Raw genomic sequence first — 20,423 nt, 5'->3', positions numbered from 1 at the left:
CGGTTCCTGTCTTGGAACTGGCGTCATCAGCGAGCGTTAGAGCGTCCGATCAAACCTGTCTATCGCTGGTTTCTAACAGGAAGGTTGCACCGTGAGTAAAGCAAAGTCTGACAAGGCCGCCCCCGATCTCGATACCCCGAGCGATCTGTCCCCGGATGCGGTGAACAAGATCTCGGCCGCGCTGAACACGTTGCTGGCTGACGCCTTCGCGCTCTACCTGAAGACCAAGAACTTCCACTGGCACGTCAGCGGCCGCCATTTCCATGACTACCATTTGATGCTGGACGAGCAATCGGACGCGATCTTCGCCACCACCGACCAGCTGGCCGAGCGCGTTCGCAAGCTCGGCGGCACCACGCTGCGCTCGATCGGCCAGGTCAGCAAGCTGCAGACCATCAAGGACAACAACGACGATTATGTCCCACCGCGCGAGATGCTGCGCGAGCTGATGGAGGACAACAAGCACATCGCCGCGGCGATGCGCAAAGCCCACAAGCTGTGCGACGATCACGAGGATTCCGGCACCGCCGGCCTGCTCGAAACCTTCATCGACGAGACCGAGCGCCGCACCTGGTTCCTGTTCGAGGCCAGCCGCCAGGAAGGCAGCAACGCGGCCTGAGAGGCGAGGGCGTTGCCCCGTAAAGGTGTCGTCCCCGCGAAAGCGGGGACCCATACCCACCGGCGGCGGGAGTTGGCTAAGCTGAAGCCACAGCTAATTTCGACAACAAGGCGGCGGTGTTTATGGGTCCCGGCGCAAGGCCGGGACGACACCGATTTTGGGTCTACGAGCGAGGCTTCCACAGCCTCACCAGCGGCCCGTCCTTTCCCATCACCGGATCGCTCTTCGGCAGCGGCACGAGCGGAATCGTCTGGAGTGCCTTGGCGTGGTTTTCTGGCGTCGGCCGGGTCACTTGCATCTTCGGCCCCGGCGGATAGGCGCCGACCACGCAGAAATCAGAGCTTGCCGAGATGCGCTGGTGCCCGGTTCCGGCGGGGAGGATGGCGACATCGCCGGCTGCGAGATCGAACACCTTGCCGCTGTCGCCGCCAAACCGCACCTTGGCCTGTCCCCGCGCCACGCCCAGCGCCTCGTGCACGGTGGCGTGATAATGCAGATAATCGAAGATGCCGTTGCGCCACATGTCGCCCCAACCATTGTCGCCGAACAGCTCTTCGATCGTCTCCTCGGGGTGGCCGCCTGTCACGTCCACCGCGCCTTTGTAGACAAGGAACGGCATCGGATTGTTCGGAACGAGACCATCGTCCTCGAACACGATGGTGAGCGGCTCAATTCTCTCTTTGACGAGCGACATGACGCAACCCTCCGGATCTTGCAGCATCGCGAGATTCAACAGGGGTCTCGTCGGTGCGTTCCGCCGGCGCACCGCAGCGATACAAGCGATACGTAAGCAAATGCCCGGACCTTCGCCCCGCACCCAAGGGCCTTTGGCCCCGCAGGCAGGACGCGCCGGGTATCGTGCTTGGATCAGGGAGCGCCCTTACATGCGCGCCCGCTTGTTCTCCCGCATCAGTTCGGCAAAGCGCTGGAACAGATAGTGCGAGTCGCGCGGGCCGGGCGATGCCTCGGGATGGTACTGCACCGAGAACACCGGTTTGTCGTCGAGCGCGATGCCGCAATTGGAGCCGTCGAACAGCGAGATGTGGGTCTGCGTCGCGCCCTTCGGCAGCGTGTCCTTGTCGACCGCAAAACCATGGTTCATCGAGGTGATCTCGACCTTGCCGGTGGTCTCGTCCTTGACCGGATGATTGGCGCCGTGATGGCCCTGATGCATCTTCCGTGTCTTGGCGCCGACGGCGAGGCCCAGCATCTGGTGACCCAGACAAATGCCAAAGGTCGGCGTGCCCGAGGCGATCACCTGCCTGATGACGGGAACGGCATATTCGCCGGTCGCGGCCGGATCGCCCGGACCATTGGAGAGGAACACGCCGTCCGGGTTCATCGCCAGAATATCCTCGGCCGGCGTCGTCGCCGGCACCACCGTCACCTTGCACCCGACGCCGGCCAGCAGGCGCAGGATGTTGCGCTTGATGCCGTAGTCGATGGCGACGACGTTGAACTCCGGATCGGTCTGCCGGCCGAAACCTTCATTCCACACCCAGGGCGTCTCGTCCCAGGTGAAGCGCTGGCCCGAGGTCACCATCGGCACCAGGTCCATGCCTTCGAGGCCCGGCCACTCCCGCGCTTCCTTCTTCAACGCGTCGAGGTCGAATTTGCCGTCCTTGGCATGTGCGATCACGCCGTTCGGCATGCCCTTGGAGCGGATCAGCACGGTCAGCGCCCGCGTGTCGATGCCGGAGAGGCCGATGATGCCGCGCGCGCGCAGCCACTGGTCGAGATGGCGGGTGGCGCGGTAGCTCGACGGATCCGAGATCGCCGTGCGCAGGATCACCCCGCGCGCGCCCGGCGTCGCCGCCATGTTCACCGTCTCGATATCCTCGTCGTTGGTGCCGACATTGCCGATATGCGGGAAGGTGAAGGTGATGAGCTGGCCGGCATAAGAGGGATCGGTCAGGATCTCCTCATAGCCGGTCATCGCGGTGTTGAAGCAGACCTCGCCCACGGCGTGGCCTTCGGCACCGAGGCCGAAGCCTTCCAGCACCGTGCCGTCGGCGAGCACGAGGAGCGCGGTCGGTTTGTGGTCCGGCCAGGCGGCGTCAGTATCGATATGTGTCATGAGCGCCCTACATAGTCGCGCGAGCGGCCGGCGTCAAAGCTGGAACGGCTGATTTCACCCGCCATTTTCGGTCGATCGGCATGCGAAACGGTGGGACTGACAGCTGTTCGAGGAGAACAAGTCCGGAACCGAGTTGTGTCCGGGACGTGATGAGCCTAGACCACCCGTCAATGATTTCGAGAGGTTCAGATCATGCTGCGCGACGACATCAACAATGCGGTCAAGGAGGCGATGAAGGCCAAGGACGAGCGCAAGCTCTCGACCTTGCGCATGGTCAACTCGACCTTGAAGAACGCCGATATCGAGGCGCGCGGGCAGGGCAAGCCGCCGCTCGGCGATGGCGAGGTGCTGGCCGTGCTGCAGAAGATGATCAAGCAGCGCCAGGAGGCCGTCGAGCTCTATGACAAGGGTGGCCGCGCCGAGCTTGCAGCCCAGGAGCGCGAGGAGATCGCGGTGATCTCGGCCTATCTGCCGAAGCAGATGTCGGAAGACGAGGTGAAGGCCGCGATCTCTGCCGTTGTCGCCGAGACGGGTGCCTCCGGCATCAAGGACATGGGCAAGGTGATCGGCGCGCTGAAGGCGAAATACGCCGGCCAGATGGACTTTGCCAAAGCCAGCGCGCTGGTGAAGGCCGCGCTGTCAGGCTAGAGCGTTTTCAAGCGAAGTGGATACCGGTTCGCGTCAAGAAAACGCGTCAAGACAAAAAGCTAGAGTCCCGTTCCGATTCAATCGGAACGGGGCTCTAGCTGCGCTCTCCGTTGCCGGCATCGTCATTCACGTCATTGCTCAAGTTGCGCGCGTAATGGGTTGCGCGTGTATTCGGTTGCTCGCGTCGCCTTGCTTGCCTGGCGACGCGAGCTTTTCAGGTATTCTGAAGTGCCCGTGAGCTTTCCCAGGTTTAATGGGAAGGCGCGGAATTTTTCGGCTCCTCGTCCCGTACTTGTCTCAGTGAACCGGTCGTGGAGCCTCTCATGACAAAGCCATCCGTCCTTGTGGCCTTGCCGCTCATCCTGTCGCTCGCCGTCATCCCCGCCGCACGAGCGCAGCCCGCACATTCCGGCTGGCGGACCGCATACGACAGTATCGTCGTGATCCCTCACGGGAGCGCCGAAGAGTATCCGCAAATGCGTGGACCGCGATGGTTGGCGCCACTTCCTGCGGCTCGGTCTCCGGATCTTATGAAGGATCCCTTCGCAGACTTGCATTTCGAGTAGGCACTGACCCGGAAGGGATTGGCGGAGTCTTTTTCCTCCCGGTTTTGAAGCCTGTTCGTCACGTTCAAATTGAAGTTGCACCGCACACGCTGGTAGCCTTTTGCCAAGCAAGAATGGCAGGAGGAAACGGCAATGACGACATCCGTGTCAGGCAAGGTCGATCCCGTGGTGCGTCGCATCACGACAGCCGATATCGCGGAAGCATTGACGGAAGGGCTGCGCGACTTCCAGGCCATGCCGCTCTATGGGCTCAGCTTCGCTCTGATCTATGTGCTAGGCGGCATCGGCATCATGCTCTGCCTCACCGCCTTGGGCCTCGTCTATCTGGCCTACCCGCTGGCGGCGGGGTTTGCATTGATCGGTCCGTTTGTTGCGATCGGTCTCTACGATGTCAGCCGCCGCCGCGAGACTGGCCAGCCGGTGTCTTATGGCGCGATCTGGCGTACCATCACCTCGCGTGCCGAGATCGGCTGGATGGCGTTCGTGACGCTATTCTTATTCGTGATCTGGATGTACCAGGTCCGGCTGCTGATCGCGCTCCTGCTCGGGCTGAACGCCTCGTTCTCGAGCCTTCGGGAGTTCATGAACGTCGTGCTGACCACCCGTGAAGGGCTGCTGTTTCTCGCCCTCGGCAATCTCGATGGCGCGGCGCTGTCCCTGATCCTGTTCTCGTTGACCGTGGTGTCGTTCCCTCTCCTTCTCGAGCGGGAGGTCGACTTCGTCACCGCGATGATCACGAGCGTGCGGGCCGTGGTGACGAGCCCGCTGCCGATGATCGGCTGGGGCCTCGTCATCGTGGTGCTGCTGATCGTGTCGGCTCTGCCTTACTTCCTCGGACTGCTGGTGACGCTGCCTGTGCTCGGCCATGCCACCTGGCACCTTTATCGGCGCATCGTGGCGCCGGTGCCCGGCTCCTGACTCGGCCGGCTTGGTGCACGAACTATCAACGCCTCGGTGTCGCCCCTGCGAACGCAGGGGCCCATAACCACAGGGCAGGGCTTATCGCGAGATGCTCGTGACATCTTTCGTCGTAACAAACTCCTGCCGCGGAGTATGGGTCCCGGATCGCCCTCGCTGCGCTCGGTCGTCCGGGACGACAGCAGTGGATGTTACGGCACTTTGATCCCCAGCTCCTTCAGCGCGGCCAGCATTCTTGCCGGCGGTCCCATCTTCACCTGCAGCGGTTTGCCGGTCTCCAGTAAGCTCTTCAGGCTGGAGAGGATCGCGGGCCAGCCCTGGCGGCCGCCTTCGAGGATGTCGTCCGAGAGCGGCCGGTCGTGCCACTCCGTCATGGTGAGGCGGACGGCGTCGCCAGCGGGTTCGATCTCGTACGACACCAGCGTCGGTCCGAGCTTCTCGATCAGGTCAGGCCAGTTGACATTGAAGGTGAAGGTCAGCTTGCGCGGCGGGTCGCATTCGGCCACTTCACCGCTGATATGCAGTGCGCCATCGGGCGTGCGCACAATGTAGCGGCCGCCGACCTTCCGCTCGATCTCGACGCTGTTGCCGAAGAAATATTGCCTGCTGAACTCAGCCGATGTCAGCGCCTCCCACACCTTCTCAGGCGCGGATGCGATGTAGATCGTGTAGACGGTGGCGGGCTTGAACTTTGCGGTATCCATGGCTCAGAGTCCCTTGGTGCCGAGGGCCGACAGTGGAATCGCTAGAGCATTGCCCGTTTCCAGCAGGCTCTTCAGGCTGGACAGGATCGCCGGCCAGCCGTTCGAAATTGCATTCAGCAACTCCTGTGCGCCGTCAAAGCCTTCATGGGTCAGCGTCAGCTTGACGAGTTTGCCGTGTGGCTCGAGCGTGAACACCACCTTGGTCGGCCGCTCGTTGCGAAACTCCTGTTTAAGCACGTGCTGGAATGTGTAGGAGAGGCGGCGCGGCGGATCATATTCGAGGATCTCACCGACATCACTGGTCGTGCCATCCATGACCAGCGCGAAGGGTGAGCCGACCCGCCAGTCGGAGCGCAGCTCGGTGCCGAACCAATAGGCCTTCGAGAACTCGCTCGATGTCAGCGCCTGCCAAAGCTTGTCCGGCGTGGTTTCGATGTAGGTGACGTAGACGAATTCCGGCTTAGTCATCGCGCTTCTCCAATTGCCGTTTCAATTCACTGAGCGCTGCGAGCCTGCCGCGCTCGAATTTCTTGATCCAGCGCTCGCCGATCTCGTGGATCGGGACCGGGTTGAGATAGTGCAGCTTCTCGCGGCCATGCCTGATCGTCGTGACCAGATTGGCCGCTTCCAGAATCGCAAGATGCTTGGTCACGGCCTGTCGCGTCATGTCGAGGCCGTCGCAGAGTTCATTCAGGGTCTGGCCATTACGGGCATGAAGCCTGTCCAGCAGCGAGCGCCGCGATGCGTCCGCCAGCGCTTTGAAGACCTCATCCATGCGCTCAATGATAGGCAACCATTTGGTTGCATGTCAAGAGCGTGTGTTCGAGGCCGCCCTTGCGCGTGTTAGGTTCCGATCGCGCCGGCGCGGAGATCGGCGGACAAAACAGTTGGGGTGGATGGAAATGGGTGGTCGTATTGGGTGGGCTGTGGTTCTTAGTTCGGTTCTTGCGCTGGAAGCGCTCGCAATGCGGACGGGGCACACGCAGCAGGTGATCGGTGCACCGCCGGAAGCTTCCAACATGAAGCTGGTCGGGATGAGCGATCTGCAGGCGCGCAGCGCCTATCAGCCGACCATCCATCATCAGGGCGATCGCTGGATCGCCTATATCGGCCACCACGGCGGCACCGACGCTACTCCCGATCCGCTCAATCCAATGACGGGCAAGGCCGAGCCGAACGGCACGTCGATCGTCGACGTCACTGACCCCGCGCATCCCCGATATCTGCATCACATTCCCGGACAGGAGGGAAAATACGAATCCGGCGGCGCGCAGATGGTGCGGATCTGCGACGGCAAGTCGTTGCCAAAGGGCGATCCCAGCGCGGTCTACATGCTCCGCACCTTCGGCAGCGAGGCGCATGAAATCTGGAATGTCGCCAATCCGGAGAACCCGGTGCTGGTGACGCGCATTGGCGGACTGAAGGACACGCATAAGAGCTGGTGGGAATGCGACACCGGCATCGCCTTCCTGGTGTCGGGTGCGCCGGATTGGCGCGTGCGGCGCATGACGCAGGTCTTTGACCTCAGCGACCCCGCGCATCCCGTGAAGATCAGGGATTTCGGCCTGCCGGGACAGGAGCCCGGCGCCACCGGTGCGGTGCCGACGGAACTGCACGGGCCGATCTCACTGGGTCCGCAGGCCAACCGAATCTATTTCGGCTACGGCACCGACAAGGGCGGCATCCTGCAGATCGTCGACCGCGACAAGCTGTTGAACGGTCCGAAGGAGCCGACGCCGGACAATCTGCGCTATCCTGAGATCGCACGCCTGCCGATGTCCGCCTTCAACGGCGCACACACGGTGTTTCCGATGATGCACATGCCGATTGCCGAATATGCCAAGGACAAAGACGGCAAGACGCGGGACATCGTGATGATCGTCGACGAGGCGATCCAGAACGAATGCGGCGAGCCGCGGCAGATGGTCTGGTTTGCCGACGTCACCACCGAGGCGCGTCCGATGATGATCTCGAGCTACACCGTGCCGGAGGAGAGCGGGCACTTCTGCGCGCGCGGCGGCCGCTTCGGCTCACACTCCTCGAACGAGAGCATGGCGCCGGTGTTCTACAAGAAGCTGGCCTTCATCGCCTTCTTCAATGCCGGCGTGCGCGCGCTCGACATCCGCGATCCCTATCATCCCAACGAAGTCGGCTATTTCATTCCATCGATTACTGCGAATACCGACAAGCGCTGCGTCGGTGAGGGCGAGGAGCACTGCAAGATCGCGATCCAGACCAACAATGTCGAGACCGATGAGCGCGGCTATATCTATGCCGTCGACCGTGCTAACACCGGCCTGCACATTCTGGAATTGACCGGAGAGGCGCGCAGCATCTCCGGTCTGCCATGATGTGAGCTCCGAGTCACTGCAAAGGAACCATGCCGCGCTTCAAGCCGCTTCTGATGATTGCTCTGCTTGCGATCAGCGCCATCTGGGCGGTGACCGTGTTCCAGATGGTGCAGTCGCGCGCCGAGCGCCGCGAAGATCTCGGCGCGCAAAAGCTCGGCTGGCGCGAGATTGCCTGGCCGTTCCCGCGCGACGGCTGGCCGGCGGGGCGTGCGTTCCGCTGCCAGCAGGCTGCCTGTGTCGAGGGCAGCGAGATCTATGTCCGCGCCAAGCTCGGCTTCTGCAATTGCGACACCGGAGTCGCCGACGATGACGAGGTCGATCGCGTCGCCGATCTCGACCTGATCAGTCCGCGCTTTACGGCGCGTGCAGCTGGCCAAGTGGTTCGCGTCGCAGACCTCGCTGGGCGCTCGCGCAGCTACGATCTCGATGTTGCCGACGCACGCCGCGGCGCGATCGGCTTCGCATTGTCGCATCGCTGCGACCTGATGGTCGCCGTGGTGCAGGGCAGGGCCGCTGAGCCGCTGGTGCAACATGCCGCACAACAATTTTTGCAGTCACCCGACGTGCAGCGCTGGATGATGGCGGCGCTGGGAAGCGGGAAGTAGCGTGGGCTTTTCATCTTTCCTCGCCTGCGACGTACTGTTGTATGGCCGTTCTCTTCGCGACCCTCTCCACGAACGTCGCAAGCGGCCTTTCTTCCTTCTCCCCTTGTGGGAGAAGGTGGCGCGAAGCGCCGGATGAGGGGTCTTTCTCCGCGGAGACAGACCCCTCACCCGCCTCGCTTCGCTCGGCACCCTCTCCTACAAGGGGAGAAGGTACAGTTGCGCAAGCCGTTAGAGGCGAGGCTTTCTCTCACGCGTAAGCCGTGCATTAATGCCGGCATCATCACGCGTATCGAGCCCGCATCATGTCCCTGCAAGCCTATCTCGCCTTCGTCGCCGCCTGCATTGCGCTGGCGCTGCTGCCCGGACCAGTGGTCACGCTGCTCATCGCCAACGGGCTGCGTCACGGCACCCGCGCCGCGCTGATCAACATCGCGGGCGTGCAGACCGGGCTTGCGATCGCGATCGGCATCGTCGCTGTTGGGCTGACCTCGCTGATGGCGACGATGGGTTACTGGTTCGAATGGGTGCGGCTGCTCGGCGCGGCCTATCTGGTCTGGCTCGGAATCAAGCTGATCCGCTCACCGGTGGAAGGCATTGCCGCGGATGATGCTCCGCCGCCACCTCCGCGCGGCGGCTTCTTCCTGCAGGGCCTGTTGGTGCTGCTGTCGAATCCCAAGGTGTTGGTGTTCTTCGGCGCCTTCCTGCCGCAGTTCATGGACATGAGCCGCGATCACGTCCCGCAGGTCGCGCTGCTCGGCGTCACCTTCATGGTGATCGCGGCGCTGACGGACGGGGTCTATGCACTGCTTGCCGGCCGGGCGCGAAAACTGTTCTCGGCACGCCGCACCCGGCTGGTCTCGCGCATCTCCGGCGGCTTCATGATCGGCGGTGGCCTCTGGCTCGCACTGACACGGACGCGGTAGCTCTGTTCGGCTGTTAGTCACGCCGTCATTGCGAGCGAAGCGAAGCAATCCAGAATCAGCAAGAAGATCTGGATTGCTTCGTCGCCTTCGGCTCCCGCAATGGCGGAATCACGAGTTCGGTAGAATGGTTGCTGAGTTCAAACCGTGATCGTCCCGCTCACGCAGGTCGTGACGTCGCCGCCGATCCAGATCGTCTCGCCATCCTTGGCGACATGGACGCGGCCGGCGCGGCCGAGCGCGGTGCCCTGAGCCGCCACATATCGGCTCGGAGCAATCCCGGCCCCGATCAGCCACTGCGCCAGGCTCGCATTGAGGCTGCCGGTGACCGGATCCTCGCCGCCGCTCCACATGAAGCCGCGCACCTCGAAATCCGCATCGGTGCCGTCGCGCGCCTTGTCGCAGGGCGCTACCACGCCGAGCGGCTGGTTGCCCTGCAGTGCGGTCGCATCGAAGCGCAGGCCAAGCAGCTCGCTGCGTGAGCGCAGCATCACCGCCACCCAGCCGGGACCGTTGTCGACCCACTGCGCACGGACGATCGCATCCGTCGTGATGCCGAGCGCCTGCGCGATGCGCGCCAGCAGATCGGGGGCGACCTCGCCGGAGCGGCGCTGGGGCGGAGCTGCGAACGCAAGCCGGGCTCCATCGCGCTTGATCCGCACCAGGCCGGCGCCGCATTCCTGCACGACGTGCTCGGATTTCGGCCGGCCACCGAGCCCGAGCCAGACATGGCACGAGCCGAGCGTCGGATGGCCTGCGAACGGCAGCTCGCGATGCGGCGTAAAGATGCGGACGCGATAGTCGGCTGTGGCATCGCTCGGGCGCTGCAGGAACGTCGTCTCCGAGAGATTGGTCCAGTTGGCGATCGCCTGCATCATCGCGTCGTCGAGGCCGTCGGCCTCGGCGATCACCGCCAGCGGATTGCCTTTGAACGGCGTCGCCGAAAACACATCGACCTGGCGGAATGGAACGTTGCGCATGCGGTCTTCCTCCTCAATCGATCTTCAATCGCGCCAGAACGGCTTTGTCATTTCGCGTCGGACCATTTCAGGATCGAGCCCGCAATCGCGCATCTGCGCAAGGTCGAGCGTCTTGAGCTCGGCGCGCCAGAACAGCCGCTGCAGCCAAAGCAGCGGCGGGCGCACCTGCCGGATCGTTCCGTTCTTGGTGATGATCTTGGTCGTCGTCTTGGCCAGCCGCAGCGCCGCCAGGCGTGCGGCCGGCATATGGGAGATAGTCGTCGCCATTGCTCTTCGGCCTTTTCAAGTTGGATCAGAGCAATGACTCAGTGCAAATATGAGAGCAATGGAAACATTGATCTCGGTGCAATATAGGGTGACCGCCCGATGAACGGCGCCGGTTTCCTCCAGGGGACGACCGGGACTTGCGAGTGCGGCTCGCATCCAAATCGGATGCCGGATCGCTTCGCTTCGCGTGCCATGCCGGTTATAGACCGGTCATGACCTCCGATCTCCTGTTCGTCTACGGCACCTTGATGCGCGGCTTCGACCATCCGATGGCGCGGCTGCTCGCCGCCAATGCCGACTTCATCGGTGAGGCAAGCAGCCAGGGCCGGCTCTATCTGGTGAAGCATTATCCCGGCCTCGTGCTCACGGGCGACGCCGCCGACATCGTCCATGGCGAGCTGTTTCGTCTGCGCGAGGTCGATGCGATGCTGCGCGAATTCGACATGTACGAGGCCTGCGGCGAGGGTTTTCCCGAGCCGACGGAGTATGTCCGCCGCCAGCTCGCGGTCACGCTCGCCGACGGCTCGGTCCGCGACGCCTGGACCTATCTCTACAATTGGCCGGTCGACGGCCTGCCGCGCATCGCCTCGGGGCGGTTTCTGGAGCATTGATCTGGAGTGAACGACGGCGGCGTCCTCCGACGTGGAAGCAGACCTAGCCTGTGCAAAGCTCGGAAAACGCGGATAAGCCTGGACGATTTTGACGAACTCAAAATTTCTTTGATTCGCCCCTATATTCCTGTCCGATTGCTGCCGGCTTCACAGCCGCCTCGCCGGAACCCGCGCACCGCCCCATGGCCCGCTTCACCACCGAATTCCTCGACGAGCTGCGTGCCCGGCTTCCGGTCTCGGATGTCGTGGGCAAGCGCGTCAAGCTGAAGAAATCCGGGCGTGAGTGGAAGGGGCTGTCCCCGTTCCAGCAGGAGAAGACGCCGTCCTTCTACGTCAATGACCAGAAGGGTTTTTACCACGACTTCTCCTCCGGCAAGCACGGCAACATCTTCGATTTCATCATGGAGACCGAGGGCTGCTCGTTCCCGGAGGCGGTCGAGCGGCTGGCCGGCATGGCGGGCCTCGCGCTGCCGGTGGCGAGCCCGGACGTCGCGCGGCAGGAAAAGCACCGCAAGACGCTGCATGACGTGATGGAGCTGGCGGCGACCTTCTTCGCCGATACGCTCGCCTCGCGTGTCGGCGCCAAGGCGCGCGGCTACCTCGCCGATCGTGCACTCAGTCCGCAGACGCAGCTTCAGTTCCGGCTTGGCTATGCACCGCCGGATCGTTTTGCGCTGAAGGAGCATCTCGGCAAGCACGGCGTGCCGGTCGCCGACATGGTCGAGACGGGCCTTCTGATCGGCGGCGACGATATCCCGGTGCCTTACGACCGCTTCCGCGACCGCGTGATGTTTCCGATCACCGACATCAGAGGCCGCGTCATCGCTTTCGGCGGCCGTGCGCTGGAGAAGGACGTGCCGGCGAAGTACCTCAACTCGCCGGAGACGCCGCTCTTTCACAAGGGCGACAATCTCTACAACTTCGCCACCGCGCGCCAGGCTGCGCACAACGGCGCGCCCCTCATCGTGGTCGAAGGCTATGTCGATGTGATCGCGATGGTCACCGCGGGCTTTGCAGGCAGCGTCGCGCCGCTCGGCACGGCGCTGACCGAGAACCAGCTGGCGCTGCTGTGGAAGATGGTCGACGAGCCGATCCTCTGCTTCGACGGCGACCGCGCCGGACAGAAGGCGGCCTATCGCGCCGCTGATCTCGCCCTGCCGCACCTCAAGCCCGGCAAGAGCCTGCGCTTTGCGCTGCTGCCCGAAGGGCAGGACCCTGACGATCTCGTCCGCTCCGGTGGCCGCGGCGCGGTCGAGGAGGTGCTGGGCGTGGCCAAGCCGCTCGCCGAACTGATCTGGGCGCGCGAGATCGAGGGCGGCAGCTTCACCACGCCCGAGCGCCGCGCGGCGCTGGAGGCCCGGATCGGGGAACTCACAAACGGCATCCGCGACGAGGTGGTGCGGCGCTATTACCGGCAGGACCTCTCCGAGCGCCTCGCCCGCGCCTTCGCCCCGGAAGGCGGGCGCGGCTACGGCCGGGCGGGCCGCGAATCAGGGCGCGGATTTGCGCCCCGCGGGCCAGGTCCCGGCCGGTTATCCACAGGGGGCGGGGGCGGATTCCGGCGCGGTGCACCGCCATCCACAGGCGCCGCGCTTGGCCGCGGACCCTACCAGGCGGCGAGTCCGCAGCTCGCTTTGAGCCCGATCATGCGCGGCCAGCGCAGCGCCATCTCGCGCCGCGAAGCGCTAATCCTGCTCTCGCTGATCAACCATCCCTGGCTGCTGCATGACCATCTGGAGGAGGTCGCCGCGCTCGAGCTGGCCCATCCCGAGGCGCACAAGCTGCGCGCCGCCATCATCGCCGCCTTCGCCCATGACCACCATCATTCGCCGGATCCCGAGGAGCAGGCCGAGAAGATGCGCGCCGATTTGGAGGCAGGCGGGTTTTCCGAGCTTCTTCAACGGGTTGAGCGGGCGATCACGACGGACGCGGTGTGGGCGGCGAAATCCGGCGCGGCGCGCGAGGATGTTCTTTCCACCTGGCATCAACTGGTTGCCTTGCATCGGCAATGGCACTCATTACTTAGGGAGCTGAAGGATGCCGAGCTGGCGCTTGGCGACGAGCCGAGCGACGCCAATCTGGGCTGGCTCCGTGACGTCAAGGCCAGGATGGCGGAGGTGGACGGCACCGAGGCGCTGATCGAAGGGTTCGGCCAATTGTCCGGTCGGTTCCAGAAATCGGTCTGAAGCACGTTCGCGCCTGAAGGCGCCGGCCAGTTCCCGGCGTTACGGAAAAGACTCGCCAAATCCATGGTTTGGCTGCAAAAACAGGGTTAAGCGAAGTTTAAGGGGTCCGGAGCATTTTCAGCCGCGAGAGGGTCGCTGGAGCCGTCGGAGGCAGCGTCACATCCCGGGGATCGCCCATAGCAGGGCACCTCAAAGGATTCGCTATCCGATTGCGCAAACCGGTATCGCTTTTGCAAGCACTTCCGTGCAGAAAAGCGCACCGGGCCGGGGACGAAACCAGCGACAGGGATTTAAGGGGTGGCGATGTTAAAACTGCGCCGCCCTTTCTCGCGTCGTCAACAGTGTGAGTAGAGCAAGCGGGTGCTGCGCTGCCAGGGTGCAGATTGCCACAGGCAGAAGCGGGCGCGTTTCGGGAGCAATGAATGGCCACGAAGGCAAAGACGCTGCAGGTGAAAGACAAGGAAAAGGACGACAAGGCCGCGGACGCTCCCGAGAAGGACGCCGCCGACGCCCCCTCGCCGTTGCTGGACCTGTCGGACGCGGCCGTCAAGAAGATGATCAAGCAGGCCAAGAAGCGCGGCTTCGTGACCTTCGATCAGCTCAACGAGGTGCTGCCGTCCGATACGACCTCGCCTGAGCAGATCGAGGACATCATGTCGATGCTCTCGGACATGGGCATCAACGTCACCGAGGCCGAGGACGCCGAGGAGGCCGACGAGAAGGACGACAGCGACGACGAGACCGACAACGAACTCGTCGAGATCACGCAGAAGGCCGTCACCGAGGTCAAGAAGTCCGAGCCGGGCGAGCGCACGGATGATCCCGTACGCATGTATCTGCGCGAGATGGGCACGGTCGAATTGCTCTCGCGCGAGGGCGAGATCGCGATCGCCAAGCGCATCGAGGCCGGCCGCGAGGCGATGATCGCGGGCCTTTGCGAAAGCCCGCTGACCTTCCAGGCCATCATCATCTGGCGCGATGAGCTCAACGAAGGCAAGATCTTCCTTCGCGACATCATCGATCTCGAAGCCACCTATGCCGGTCCCGAGGCCAAGGGCGGCATCAATCCGCAGATCGCGGCGCCTGTCGCCGGCGAGGCCAATGGTGACGGCAGCGAGGCCGTGGCGTCAGTCGCGCCCGCCCATGTCGCGCCTCCGGCGGCGCCGCCGCAGCCGACCCCGTTCCGCGCCCAGCCGGCACCGGCCGGCGAGGTCGAGGAGAAGGATCCCGGCGAGGCCGCGGCCGAAGCCGATATGGACGACGACGAGTTCGAGAACCAGATGTCGCTCGCGGCCATCGAGGCCGAGCTGAAGCCGAAGGTGGTCGAGACCTTCGACAAGATCGCCTCCGAGTACAAGAAGCTGCGCCGCCTGCAGGAGCAGGACATCGCCAACCAGCTTCAGAGCGAGTCGCTGTCGCCCTCGCAGGAGCGCAAGTACAAGAAGCTGAAGGACGAGATCATCGTCGAGGTGAAGTCGCTGCGCCTCAACCAGGCCCGCATCGACTCGCTGGTCGAGCAGCTCTACGACATCAACAAGAAGCTGGTCTCGTTCGAGAGCCGCTTGATGCGGCTTGCCGACAGCCATGGCGTGGCGCGCGAGGATTTCCTGCGCAACTACCAGGGCTCGGAGCTCGATCCGCGCTGGCTCAACCGGGTGTCGAAGCTTTCGGCCAAGGGCTGGAAGAACTTCGTCCATCACGAGAAGGACCGCATCAAGGACCTGCGCCACGAGGTGCAGTCGCTGGCGGCGCTCACCGGTCTTGAGATCGTCGAGTTCCGCAAGATCGTGCACAGCGTGCAGAAGGGCGAGCGCGAGGCCCGTCAGGCCAAGAAGGAGATGGTGGAAGCCAACCTCCGGCTCGTGATCTCGATCGCCAAGAAGTACACCAACCGCGGCCTGCAGTTCCTCGACCTGATCCAGGAAGGCAACATCGGCCTGATGAAGGCGGTCGATAAGTTCGAGTATCGCCGCGGCTACAAGTTCTCGACCTACGCCACCTGGTGGATCCGGCAGGCGATCACCCGTTCGATCGCCGACCAGGCTCGCACCATCCGCATCCCCGTGCACATGATCGAGACGATCAACAAGATCGTGCGCACCTCGCGCCAGATGCTCAACGAGATCGGCCGCGAGCCGACCCCGGAGGAGCTGGCCGAGAAGCTCGGCATGCCCCTGGAGAAGGTGCGCAAGGTCCTCAAGATCGCCAAGGAGCCGCTGTCGCTCGAGACGCCCGTGGGCGACGAGGAAGACAGCCATCTCGGCGACTTCATCGAGGACAAGAACGCAATCCTGCCCATTGACGCGGCGATCCAGTCCAACCTGCGCGAGACAACCACGCGCGTGCTGGCCTCGCTCACGCCGCGCGAAGAGCGCGTCCTGCGCATGCGCTTCGGCATCGGCATGAACACCGACCACACCCTCGAAGAGGTCGGCCAGCAGTTCTCGGTCACGCGCGAGCGCATCCGCCAGATCGAAGCCAAGGCGCTGCGCAAGCTGAAGCATCCGTCAAGGTCGCGGAAGCTGCGGAGCTTCTTGGATAATTGATATGACGTAGCCCGGATGAGCGAAGCGACATCCGGGTTTCTCCAAGGTCCCGCATATCGCGGCGCGTGCCCACCATGAAACGTGTGGGTGGGTACGGCGCGCGCAACGACGCCACAAACCGATGCAGCGCGCTCGGCACCTTTGCTCACGCTACGCATCGCCGCCCGTGCCAGGGGTCTGCCCGCATGAACGTCAGCGCTACGGCGTCGTTTTGCCCAACCTGAGTGAGTGAATTCAGTATCCCTTTGTGCTGCGCCATGCAGCGCCCTCTCCCCTTGTGGGAGAGGGCACCTCCGGCCCATCCACGCGCGCGATCGGGTGAGGGGTATCTTTCCGCGAACGACGCTTGTGGAGGCATACCCCTCACCCGATCGTGCCCCGCCGTGCTTTCCTACATGCCCTCTCCCACAAGGGGAGAGGGCGCATTCATTTGCACCGCGCCTCATCTCACCCATGTTCAATCGCCTAGAAGACGCGTTGAATGATGGCTACGACATGGAGGCTGCGAGTTCTACCCCGCTGATCCGCTCGTCGCCGTAGTTGCCGAGCGGATCGTGTCCGCAGTTGTCCGCATTGCTCCGGGAGAAGGCCGAATTTTCCGCTGACGTGACGTGGGAAGCTACTGCTACGCGTTAGGTCTTCCGCCGGTTCAGCCTTCCCATGCAGAACGATAGACGTCCGTCATCCTCTTCGAACAAAAGCCGAAGTGCCGCCGCGATCTGGCCGCCCTTGCGCCCCTTCATTGCCGCCGAGGCGCGGCTCTCCGCGCGTGCGGCTACGAGGCCCTGGACCTCGGCCGTCTACGAATTCCTCCGCTTCGGCGTGAAGCAAGGATGGGCGTGCCTGTTCGGCGGCATCGCGGTCGCGCTGATGCTGCTGACCTGGAAATTCTATCCGGCGCACGCGCCGCTCGCGCGTTACGACTTTCTCTTCCTCTGCATGCTCGGCGTCCAGGCGGTGCTGCTAGCCACGCGGCTGGAGACGTGGGAGGAGGCCAAGGTCATCCTGGTCTATCACCTTGTCGGCACCGCGATGGAGCTGTTCAAGACCGCGACCGGCTCCTGGATCTATCCGGAGCCGAGCCTGATCCGGCTTGGCGGCGTGCCGCTGTTCTCGGGCTTCATGTATTCCTGCATCGGCAGCTATCTCTGCCGGGTCTGGCGGCTGTTCGATTTCCGCTTCACCGATCATCCGCAGCGCCGCTGGCTGATCGCTTTAAGCGCGGTGATCTACCTCAACTTCTTCCTCGACCATTACGGCGTCGATCTGCGCCTTACGCTGTTCGTGCTGGCGGCGCTGCTGATCGGACCTGCCACCGTTCATTTCAGGGTCTGGCGCGTGTACCGGTCGATGCCGCTGCTGCTCGGCCTGGTGCTGGTCTCGCTGTTCATCTGGCTGTCGGAGAACATCGGCACCTTCACCCGGGTCTGGCTCTATCCGTCTCAGAGCCAGGGCTGGGCAATGGTCTCGTTCGCCAAGCTCGGCTCGTGGTTTCTGCTCCTGATCATCAGCTACACGCTGGTCAGCCTGATCAACCGGCCGAAGGCGATGGAGGTACGGTCGATCGCGGCCGAGCCGGAGCGGGAGGCGGCATAATGGGCCGATCGTAGCAGGCGGAGCCAGGATGAGCGAAGCGACATCCGGGACTTCGATACGTGCAACACCGGATATCGCGAACGCTCATCCGGGCTGCGGGAATGTCGAGACGCGCTACTTCTTCTTCGCGCCGACGCGGGCAATGCTCTTGATGGCGAGCACTGGGCGGCCGGACTTTTCCGCGATCTCGCGGTCCTGCTCCATGATGTAGCCTCTCGCCGGCTCGTCGCCGTCGAGGCCACCGAGCAGCTCGGCGGGCACGCGCCGGTTCGATTTCTGGGAGCCGTCCTCGTAGACGACGTTGAAGAAGGCGAATTCGCCTTTCGGATTGGTTCCTGGCTTCTTGGGCATGGTGGGCTTTTCCGCGATCTCGGACGCGGCGTCAACGACAGTGAACGCCGGCCTGCTCGCCAAATTCGCTGAATGAGATGGTTGAGCGCGCAAGCGGGCCAAGCGGCCGCTGCCGAGCGGCGAGCCCCCTTCGCGATCTTCACTGCATATGGTGGGCATGCCGTGCTTTGCCACCCTGTGAGGGCAATCGAACTCCTCGATTTTGCCGGATGGGCGTGCCTTGATGCGCCGAATTCCATGTCAGGTTGATGAATACATGCCGATGCCGCAGCTGACCGTCTGGTACAACACGCGCTGCCCGGTGTGCGATGCCGGGATCGACTGGCAGCGCAACAAACTCCTGGCACTCGTGCGCTCGGGCCGGGTCGCCTTCAAGGACATCAACGAGCAGCCGGAGGCCCTGAGCACCTATGGCGCCTGCCTCGACGATGTCAGGCGCCGGCTGCACGCGACCGACGAGGAGGGCAGGCTGATTGTCGGCGCCGATGTCGCGCTGCTGCTCTGGAAGCTGACGCCGGGCCAGGGCTGGCTGGCGAAGCTGCTCGGCAACCCTCTGATACGGCCAATGACGCGCTTCGGCTACGACCGCTTCGCGGATGTGCTGTTCGCATGGAATAGGTGGAAGGGCCATTGGTGACGGCGGGTGCCCTACGCTGTCTCCAATGGCATTTCGTTGTGGAAGCAAGGCGAGATCAGTTGGTCACGCGCAAGAAAAACCGCGTCGGCGTCTTGCCCCCTTTTCCGCTCGCAAAGCGGAAGTGTGGCTTGGGCTGCTGATTATCGGCAATAACCATCTCGTCCTGATTAAGCACATTGAGAACCAGATAGATGTGATCCTGACCATGGTGAGCCGTCCGCCCGCATGTCGACCCCACGTCGCCGACCTGCTGTTTTCCAAGTTCGATCAATTGCCACCCTCTCTCCTTTAGCACGTTGCCTAACGCGAGTGCCGTGTACGTGTTCTTGACGTTGAGTCCGGCTTCTTGGAGCAGGACAGACAACGTAATGGCACACCCATCCTTGGGGTAAATCTCGCCATCATATTCCAACAGTCGAGCGGCTGCGACATGCTGCGCCGCGAGCAACCTATTGGGGTCCGAAGCGATCGCAACGAGATGGGGAATGAACTCGCTATCGTTTTGCATGCAAAAATCCTCTTAGTTGAAATAAGAACTAAAACAATCCTAGATTACTCCCTGGACCCTGCCTTGTAAACGGCATGCGTCCTGTCGTTAGTTGCCGTTCAAAATGCGCAGGTAATAACTAACCGTTGCAACACGACTGAGGGGGCGTTTGCGCGTGGCCGTTATTTCGTACGCTATGGTCGCTTCGCGGATTTGCTATTCGCCTGGTACACTTGCGGCGGTGCTGGTGAGTAGAATGCTAAGATGCGCCACCGGCTCACTGTTCACCTCTCTCCGATGTAGAAGAGGTCCGATTGCACCATTAGATGCAAGCCGGTTGATGGGCGGGTGCCCTCGACGGATCTGAACCCGTCACCCGGCCTCTCAATGGCGGAGAGCGCGCCTGTCTTGTGGCAGAACAAATACAAGCTCGCGCGCTTTATCGCGCGTTATGGCCCCTTTACTCTCGCCATCGCCGTCTCGCTCTGCGCCGGCGTCCCGCTGCGCGGGCGCCGGCTCTCGTCGCGTCGGCCGAGCGCCATGATCGCGGTGCCCATCGCGGCGGAGCCGAAGGTGATGAAGAACGACATCAAGAGCAGCGCCAGCGCGACGCCGGGCGAGCGGTCATCGACGATCAGGTGACGCAGGCCGCCGGGATCGAGCGCCAGCAGGCCGCCGACGATCAGCGCCGCGACGCAGAGGCCAGCCGCCAGATTGATCGCGCGCAGCCGCAGCAGCGGCAGCCGCAACAGGCCGCGGCGCTTCCGTGTTTTCATCTGCATCGCAGCTCGCCTGTCATCGCCGGCAGAAGACTACGCCGCTTCGCCTTCGGCCACGCCGTGCTGCTTGGCGATCACGTTCTGCCACAGGCTCGCGATCGCGCGCTGGGTCTCGGGAGTGACGAGGCAGTGGCCGACATTGTCGAAGCCGCAGAAGCGCGCGGACGGATCATGTTTGATCTCGGCCAGTGCCTGGTTGATCATCTCGAGGCAGGCCATCACCTGGCTGATGTTCTGCAGCCGCGTATGATGCAGGATATCGATTAGGCGGAACATCATCACCGGAGGCTGTCCGAACGCGATGCCGGGACGGCTGAACTCGAACAGCACGTTGACCGCCGGCAGCACGCCCTGGACCTGCATCAGCACGCGCGCGGCATCGTCGATCGTCATGGCAACGAGATGAGTACTTTGCGGCGGCAGGCTCGGCGTCGGCGGCGTCTCCGCCCCAAGTCCAAGACCCGATAACACCTGGTGCTCGATCCAGCGCCGCACGTCCGGCGGCGCATTGCGGATATCCTCGGCGGACAGCGTAATTCCGATCATGGCGTCGTCTCCTCTCACCCCGGCAATCT

The 20,423-nt window shown here is 63.3% G+C and carries 22 protein-coding genes; 11 read left to right on the top strand and 11 right to left on the bottom strand.

Annotation, left to right across the window (positions count from 1 at the left end; all coding sequences use genetic code 11):
* The first annotated feature begins 91 nt into the window (after nt 1-91).
* Entirely contained in the window at nt 92-619 is a 528-nt protein-coding gene (locus P6U24_RS32385) for a Dps family protein (RefSeq protein ID WP_407156472.1), read from the top strand.
* 163 nt (nt 620-782) lie between these two features.
* Here the strand turns inward: P6U24_RS32385 and P6U24_RS32380 are convergent, their stop codons facing one another.
* Nucleotides 783-1,313 (bottom strand): hypothetical protein, encoded by a 531-nt coding sequence (locus P6U24_RS32380; RefSeq protein ID WP_407156471.1) that lies wholly within the window; start codon nt 1,311-1,313, stop codon nt 783-785.
* A 186-nt stretch (nt 1,314-1,499) separates the two neighbouring features.
* Entirely contained in the window at nt 1,500-2,696 is a 1,197-nt protein-coding gene (gene carA / locus P6U24_RS32375) for a glutamine-hydrolyzing carbamoyl-phosphate synthase small subunit (protein WP_407156470.1), read from the bottom strand.
* 192 nt (nt 2,697-2,888) lie between these two features.
* Between carA and P6U24_RS32370 the strand changes: the two genes are divergently transcribed.
* On the top strand, nt 2,889-3,344 hold the full coding sequence (locus P6U24_RS32370) for a GatB/YqeY domain-containing protein (protein WP_407156469.1): 456 nt from the start codon (nt 2,889-2,891) through the stop codon (nt 3,342-3,344).
* 698 nt (nt 3,345-4,042) lie between these two features.
* Nucleotides 4,043-4,828: a DUF2189 domain-containing protein gene (locus tag P6U24_RS32365; protein WP_407156468.1), complete on the top strand. Its 786-nt coding sequence runs from the start codon at nt 4,043-4,045 to the stop codon at nt 4,826-4,828.
* 191 nt (nt 4,829-5,019) lie between these two features.
* Here the strand turns inward: P6U24_RS32365 and P6U24_RS32360 are convergent, their stop codons facing one another.
* The 3 genes from P6U24_RS32360 to P6U24_RS32350 are packed head-to-tail and all read right to left on the bottom strand — an operon-like array spanning nt 5,020 to nt 6,307.
* A complete protein-coding gene (locus P6U24_RS32360) occupies nt 5,020-5,532 on the bottom strand; it encodes an SRPBCC family protein (protein WP_407156467.1) in 513 nt (170 codons plus the stop codon).
* Between the two features lie 3 nt (nt 5,533-5,535).
* Nucleotides 5,536-6,000, bottom strand: a complete 465-nt coding sequence (locus P6U24_RS32355) for an SRPBCC family protein (RefSeq protein ID WP_407156466.1) — start codon at nt 5,998-6,000, stop codon at nt 5,536-5,538.
* Nucleotides 5,993-6,307 (bottom strand): ArsR/SmtB family transcription factor, encoded by a 315-nt coding sequence (locus tag P6U24_RS32350; RefSeq protein WP_407156465.1) that lies wholly within the window; start codon nt 6,305-6,307, stop codon nt 5,993-5,995. The genes P6U24_RS32355 and P6U24_RS32350 overlap by 8 nt, the downstream gene beginning before the upstream one ends.
* Before the next feature lie 190 nt (nt 6,308-6,497).
* On the opposite strand from P6U24_RS32350, the gene P6U24_RS32345 reads away from it, so the two are divergent.
* The 3 genes from P6U24_RS32345 (at nt 6,498) to P6U24_RS32335 (ending at nt 9,411) form a co-directional block, all read left to right on the top strand.
* On the top strand, nt 6,498-7,883 hold the full coding sequence (locus P6U24_RS32345; RefSeq protein WP_407156464.1) for an LVIVD repeat-containing protein: 1,386 nt from the start codon (nt 6,498-6,500) through the stop codon (nt 7,881-7,883).
* A gap of 29 nt (nt 7,884-7,912) precedes the next feature.
* Nucleotides 7,913-8,488, top strand: coding sequence for a hypothetical protein (locus tag P6U24_RS32340; protein WP_407156463.1), 576 nt, complete (start codon nt 7,913-7,915; stop codon nt 8,486-8,488).
* A gap of 302 nt (nt 8,489-8,790) precedes the next feature.
* Nucleotides 8,791-9,411, top strand: coding sequence for a LysE family translocator (locus P6U24_RS32335; RefSeq protein WP_407156462.1), 621 nt, complete (start codon nt 8,791-8,793; stop codon nt 9,409-9,411).
* A 137-nt stretch (nt 9,412-9,548) separates the two neighbouring features.
* On the opposite strand, the gene P6U24_RS32330 is transcribed toward P6U24_RS32335, so the two are convergent.
* Together P6U24_RS32330 and P6U24_RS32325 are read right to left on the bottom strand one after the other, a co-directional pair.
* Complete coding sequence (locus P6U24_RS32330; RefSeq protein WP_407156461.1) at nt 9,549-10,388, bottom strand: PhzF family phenazine biosynthesis protein; 840 nt, start codon at nt 10,386-10,388, stop codon at nt 9,549-9,551.
* A 24-nt stretch (nt 10,389-10,412) separates the two neighbouring features.
* Nucleotides 10,413-10,655 carry a hypothetical protein gene (locus P6U24_RS32325; protein WP_407156460.1) on the bottom strand — a complete coding sequence of 81 codons (243 nt, stop codon included), beginning with the start codon at nt 10,653-10,655 and terminating at the stop codon, nt 10,413-10,415.
* Between the two features lie 212 nt (nt 10,656-10,867).
* Between P6U24_RS32325 and P6U24_RS32320 the strand changes: the two genes are divergently transcribed.
* The 4 genes from P6U24_RS32320 (at nt 10,868) to P6U24_RS32305 (ending at nt 17,594) form a co-directional block, all read left to right on the top strand.
* Nucleotides 10,868-11,266 carry a gamma-glutamylcyclotransferase gene (locus tag P6U24_RS32320; protein WP_407156459.1) on the top strand — a complete coding sequence of 133 codons (399 nt, stop codon included), beginning with the start codon at nt 10,868-10,870 and terminating at the stop codon, nt 11,264-11,266.
* Nucleotides 11,267-11,448: 182 nt separating this feature from the next.
* Nucleotides 11,449-13,452: a DNA primase gene (dnaG, locus tag P6U24_RS32315; protein WP_407156458.1), complete on the top strand. Its 2,004-nt coding sequence runs from the start codon at nt 11,449-11,451 to the stop codon at nt 13,450-13,452.
* Nucleotides 13,453-13,874: 422 nt separating this feature from the next.
* Nucleotides 13,875-15,998, top strand: a complete 2,124-nt coding sequence (gene rpoD, locus P6U24_RS32310) for an RNA polymerase sigma factor RpoD (RefSeq protein WP_407156457.1) — start codon at nt 13,875-13,877, stop codon at nt 15,996-15,998.
* Nucleotides 15,999-16,658: 660 nt separating this feature from the next.
* The gene (locus P6U24_RS32305) at nt 16,659-17,594 is read left to right on the top strand and encodes a DUF817 domain-containing protein (RefSeq protein WP_407156456.1); all 936 of its coding nucleotides are present in this window, start codon (nt 16,659-16,661) and stop codon (nt 17,592-17,594) included.
* 114 nt (nt 17,595-17,708) lie between these two features.
* Here P6U24_RS32305 and P6U24_RS32300 read toward each other — a convergent pair whose 3' ends face one another.
* Entirely contained in the window at nt 17,709-17,945 is a 237-nt protein-coding gene (locus tag P6U24_RS32300) for a hypothetical protein (protein ID WP_407156455.1), read from the bottom strand.
* A 262-nt stretch (nt 17,946-18,207) separates the two neighbouring features.
* Here P6U24_RS32300 and P6U24_RS32295 point away from each other — a divergent pair, with 262 nt between their 5' ends.
* Nucleotides 18,208-18,582 (top strand): thiol-disulfide oxidoreductase DCC family protein, encoded by a 375-nt coding sequence (locus tag P6U24_RS32295; protein WP_407156454.1) that lies wholly within the window; start codon nt 18,208-18,210, stop codon nt 18,580-18,582.
* Between the two features lie 55 nt (nt 18,583-18,637).
* Here P6U24_RS32295 and P6U24_RS32290 read toward each other — a convergent pair whose 3' ends face one another.
* The 3 genes from P6U24_RS32290 to P6U24_RS32280 all read right to left on the bottom strand — a co-directional run bounded on the left by P6U24_RS32290 (nt 18,638) and on the right by P6U24_RS32280 (nt 20,394).
* On the bottom strand, nt 18,638-19,090 hold the full coding sequence (locus P6U24_RS32290) for a hypothetical protein (protein ID WP_407156453.1): 453 nt from the start codon (nt 19,088-19,090) through the stop codon (nt 18,638-18,640).
* Nucleotides 19,091-19,518: 428 nt separating this feature from the next.
* A complete protein-coding gene (locus P6U24_RS32285; protein WP_407156452.1) occupies nt 19,519-19,845 on the bottom strand; it encodes a hypothetical protein in 327 nt (108 codons plus the stop codon).
* Between the two features lie 36 nt (nt 19,846-19,881).
* Entirely contained in the window at nt 19,882-20,394 is a 513-nt protein-coding gene (locus P6U24_RS32280) for a hypothetical protein (protein WP_407156451.1), read from the bottom strand.
* Nucleotides 20,395-20,423: the final 29 nt, after the last annotated feature.

Source organism: Bradyrhizobium sp. STM 3557 (assembly GCF_045571465.1).
Classification (GTDB): Bacteria; Pseudomonadota; Alphaproteobacteria; order Rhizobiales; family Xanthobacteraceae; genus Bradyrhizobium.
The sequence above is the reverse complement of the archived record's forward strand: the minus strand, read 5'-3'. Positions and strand labels throughout refer to the sequence as shown.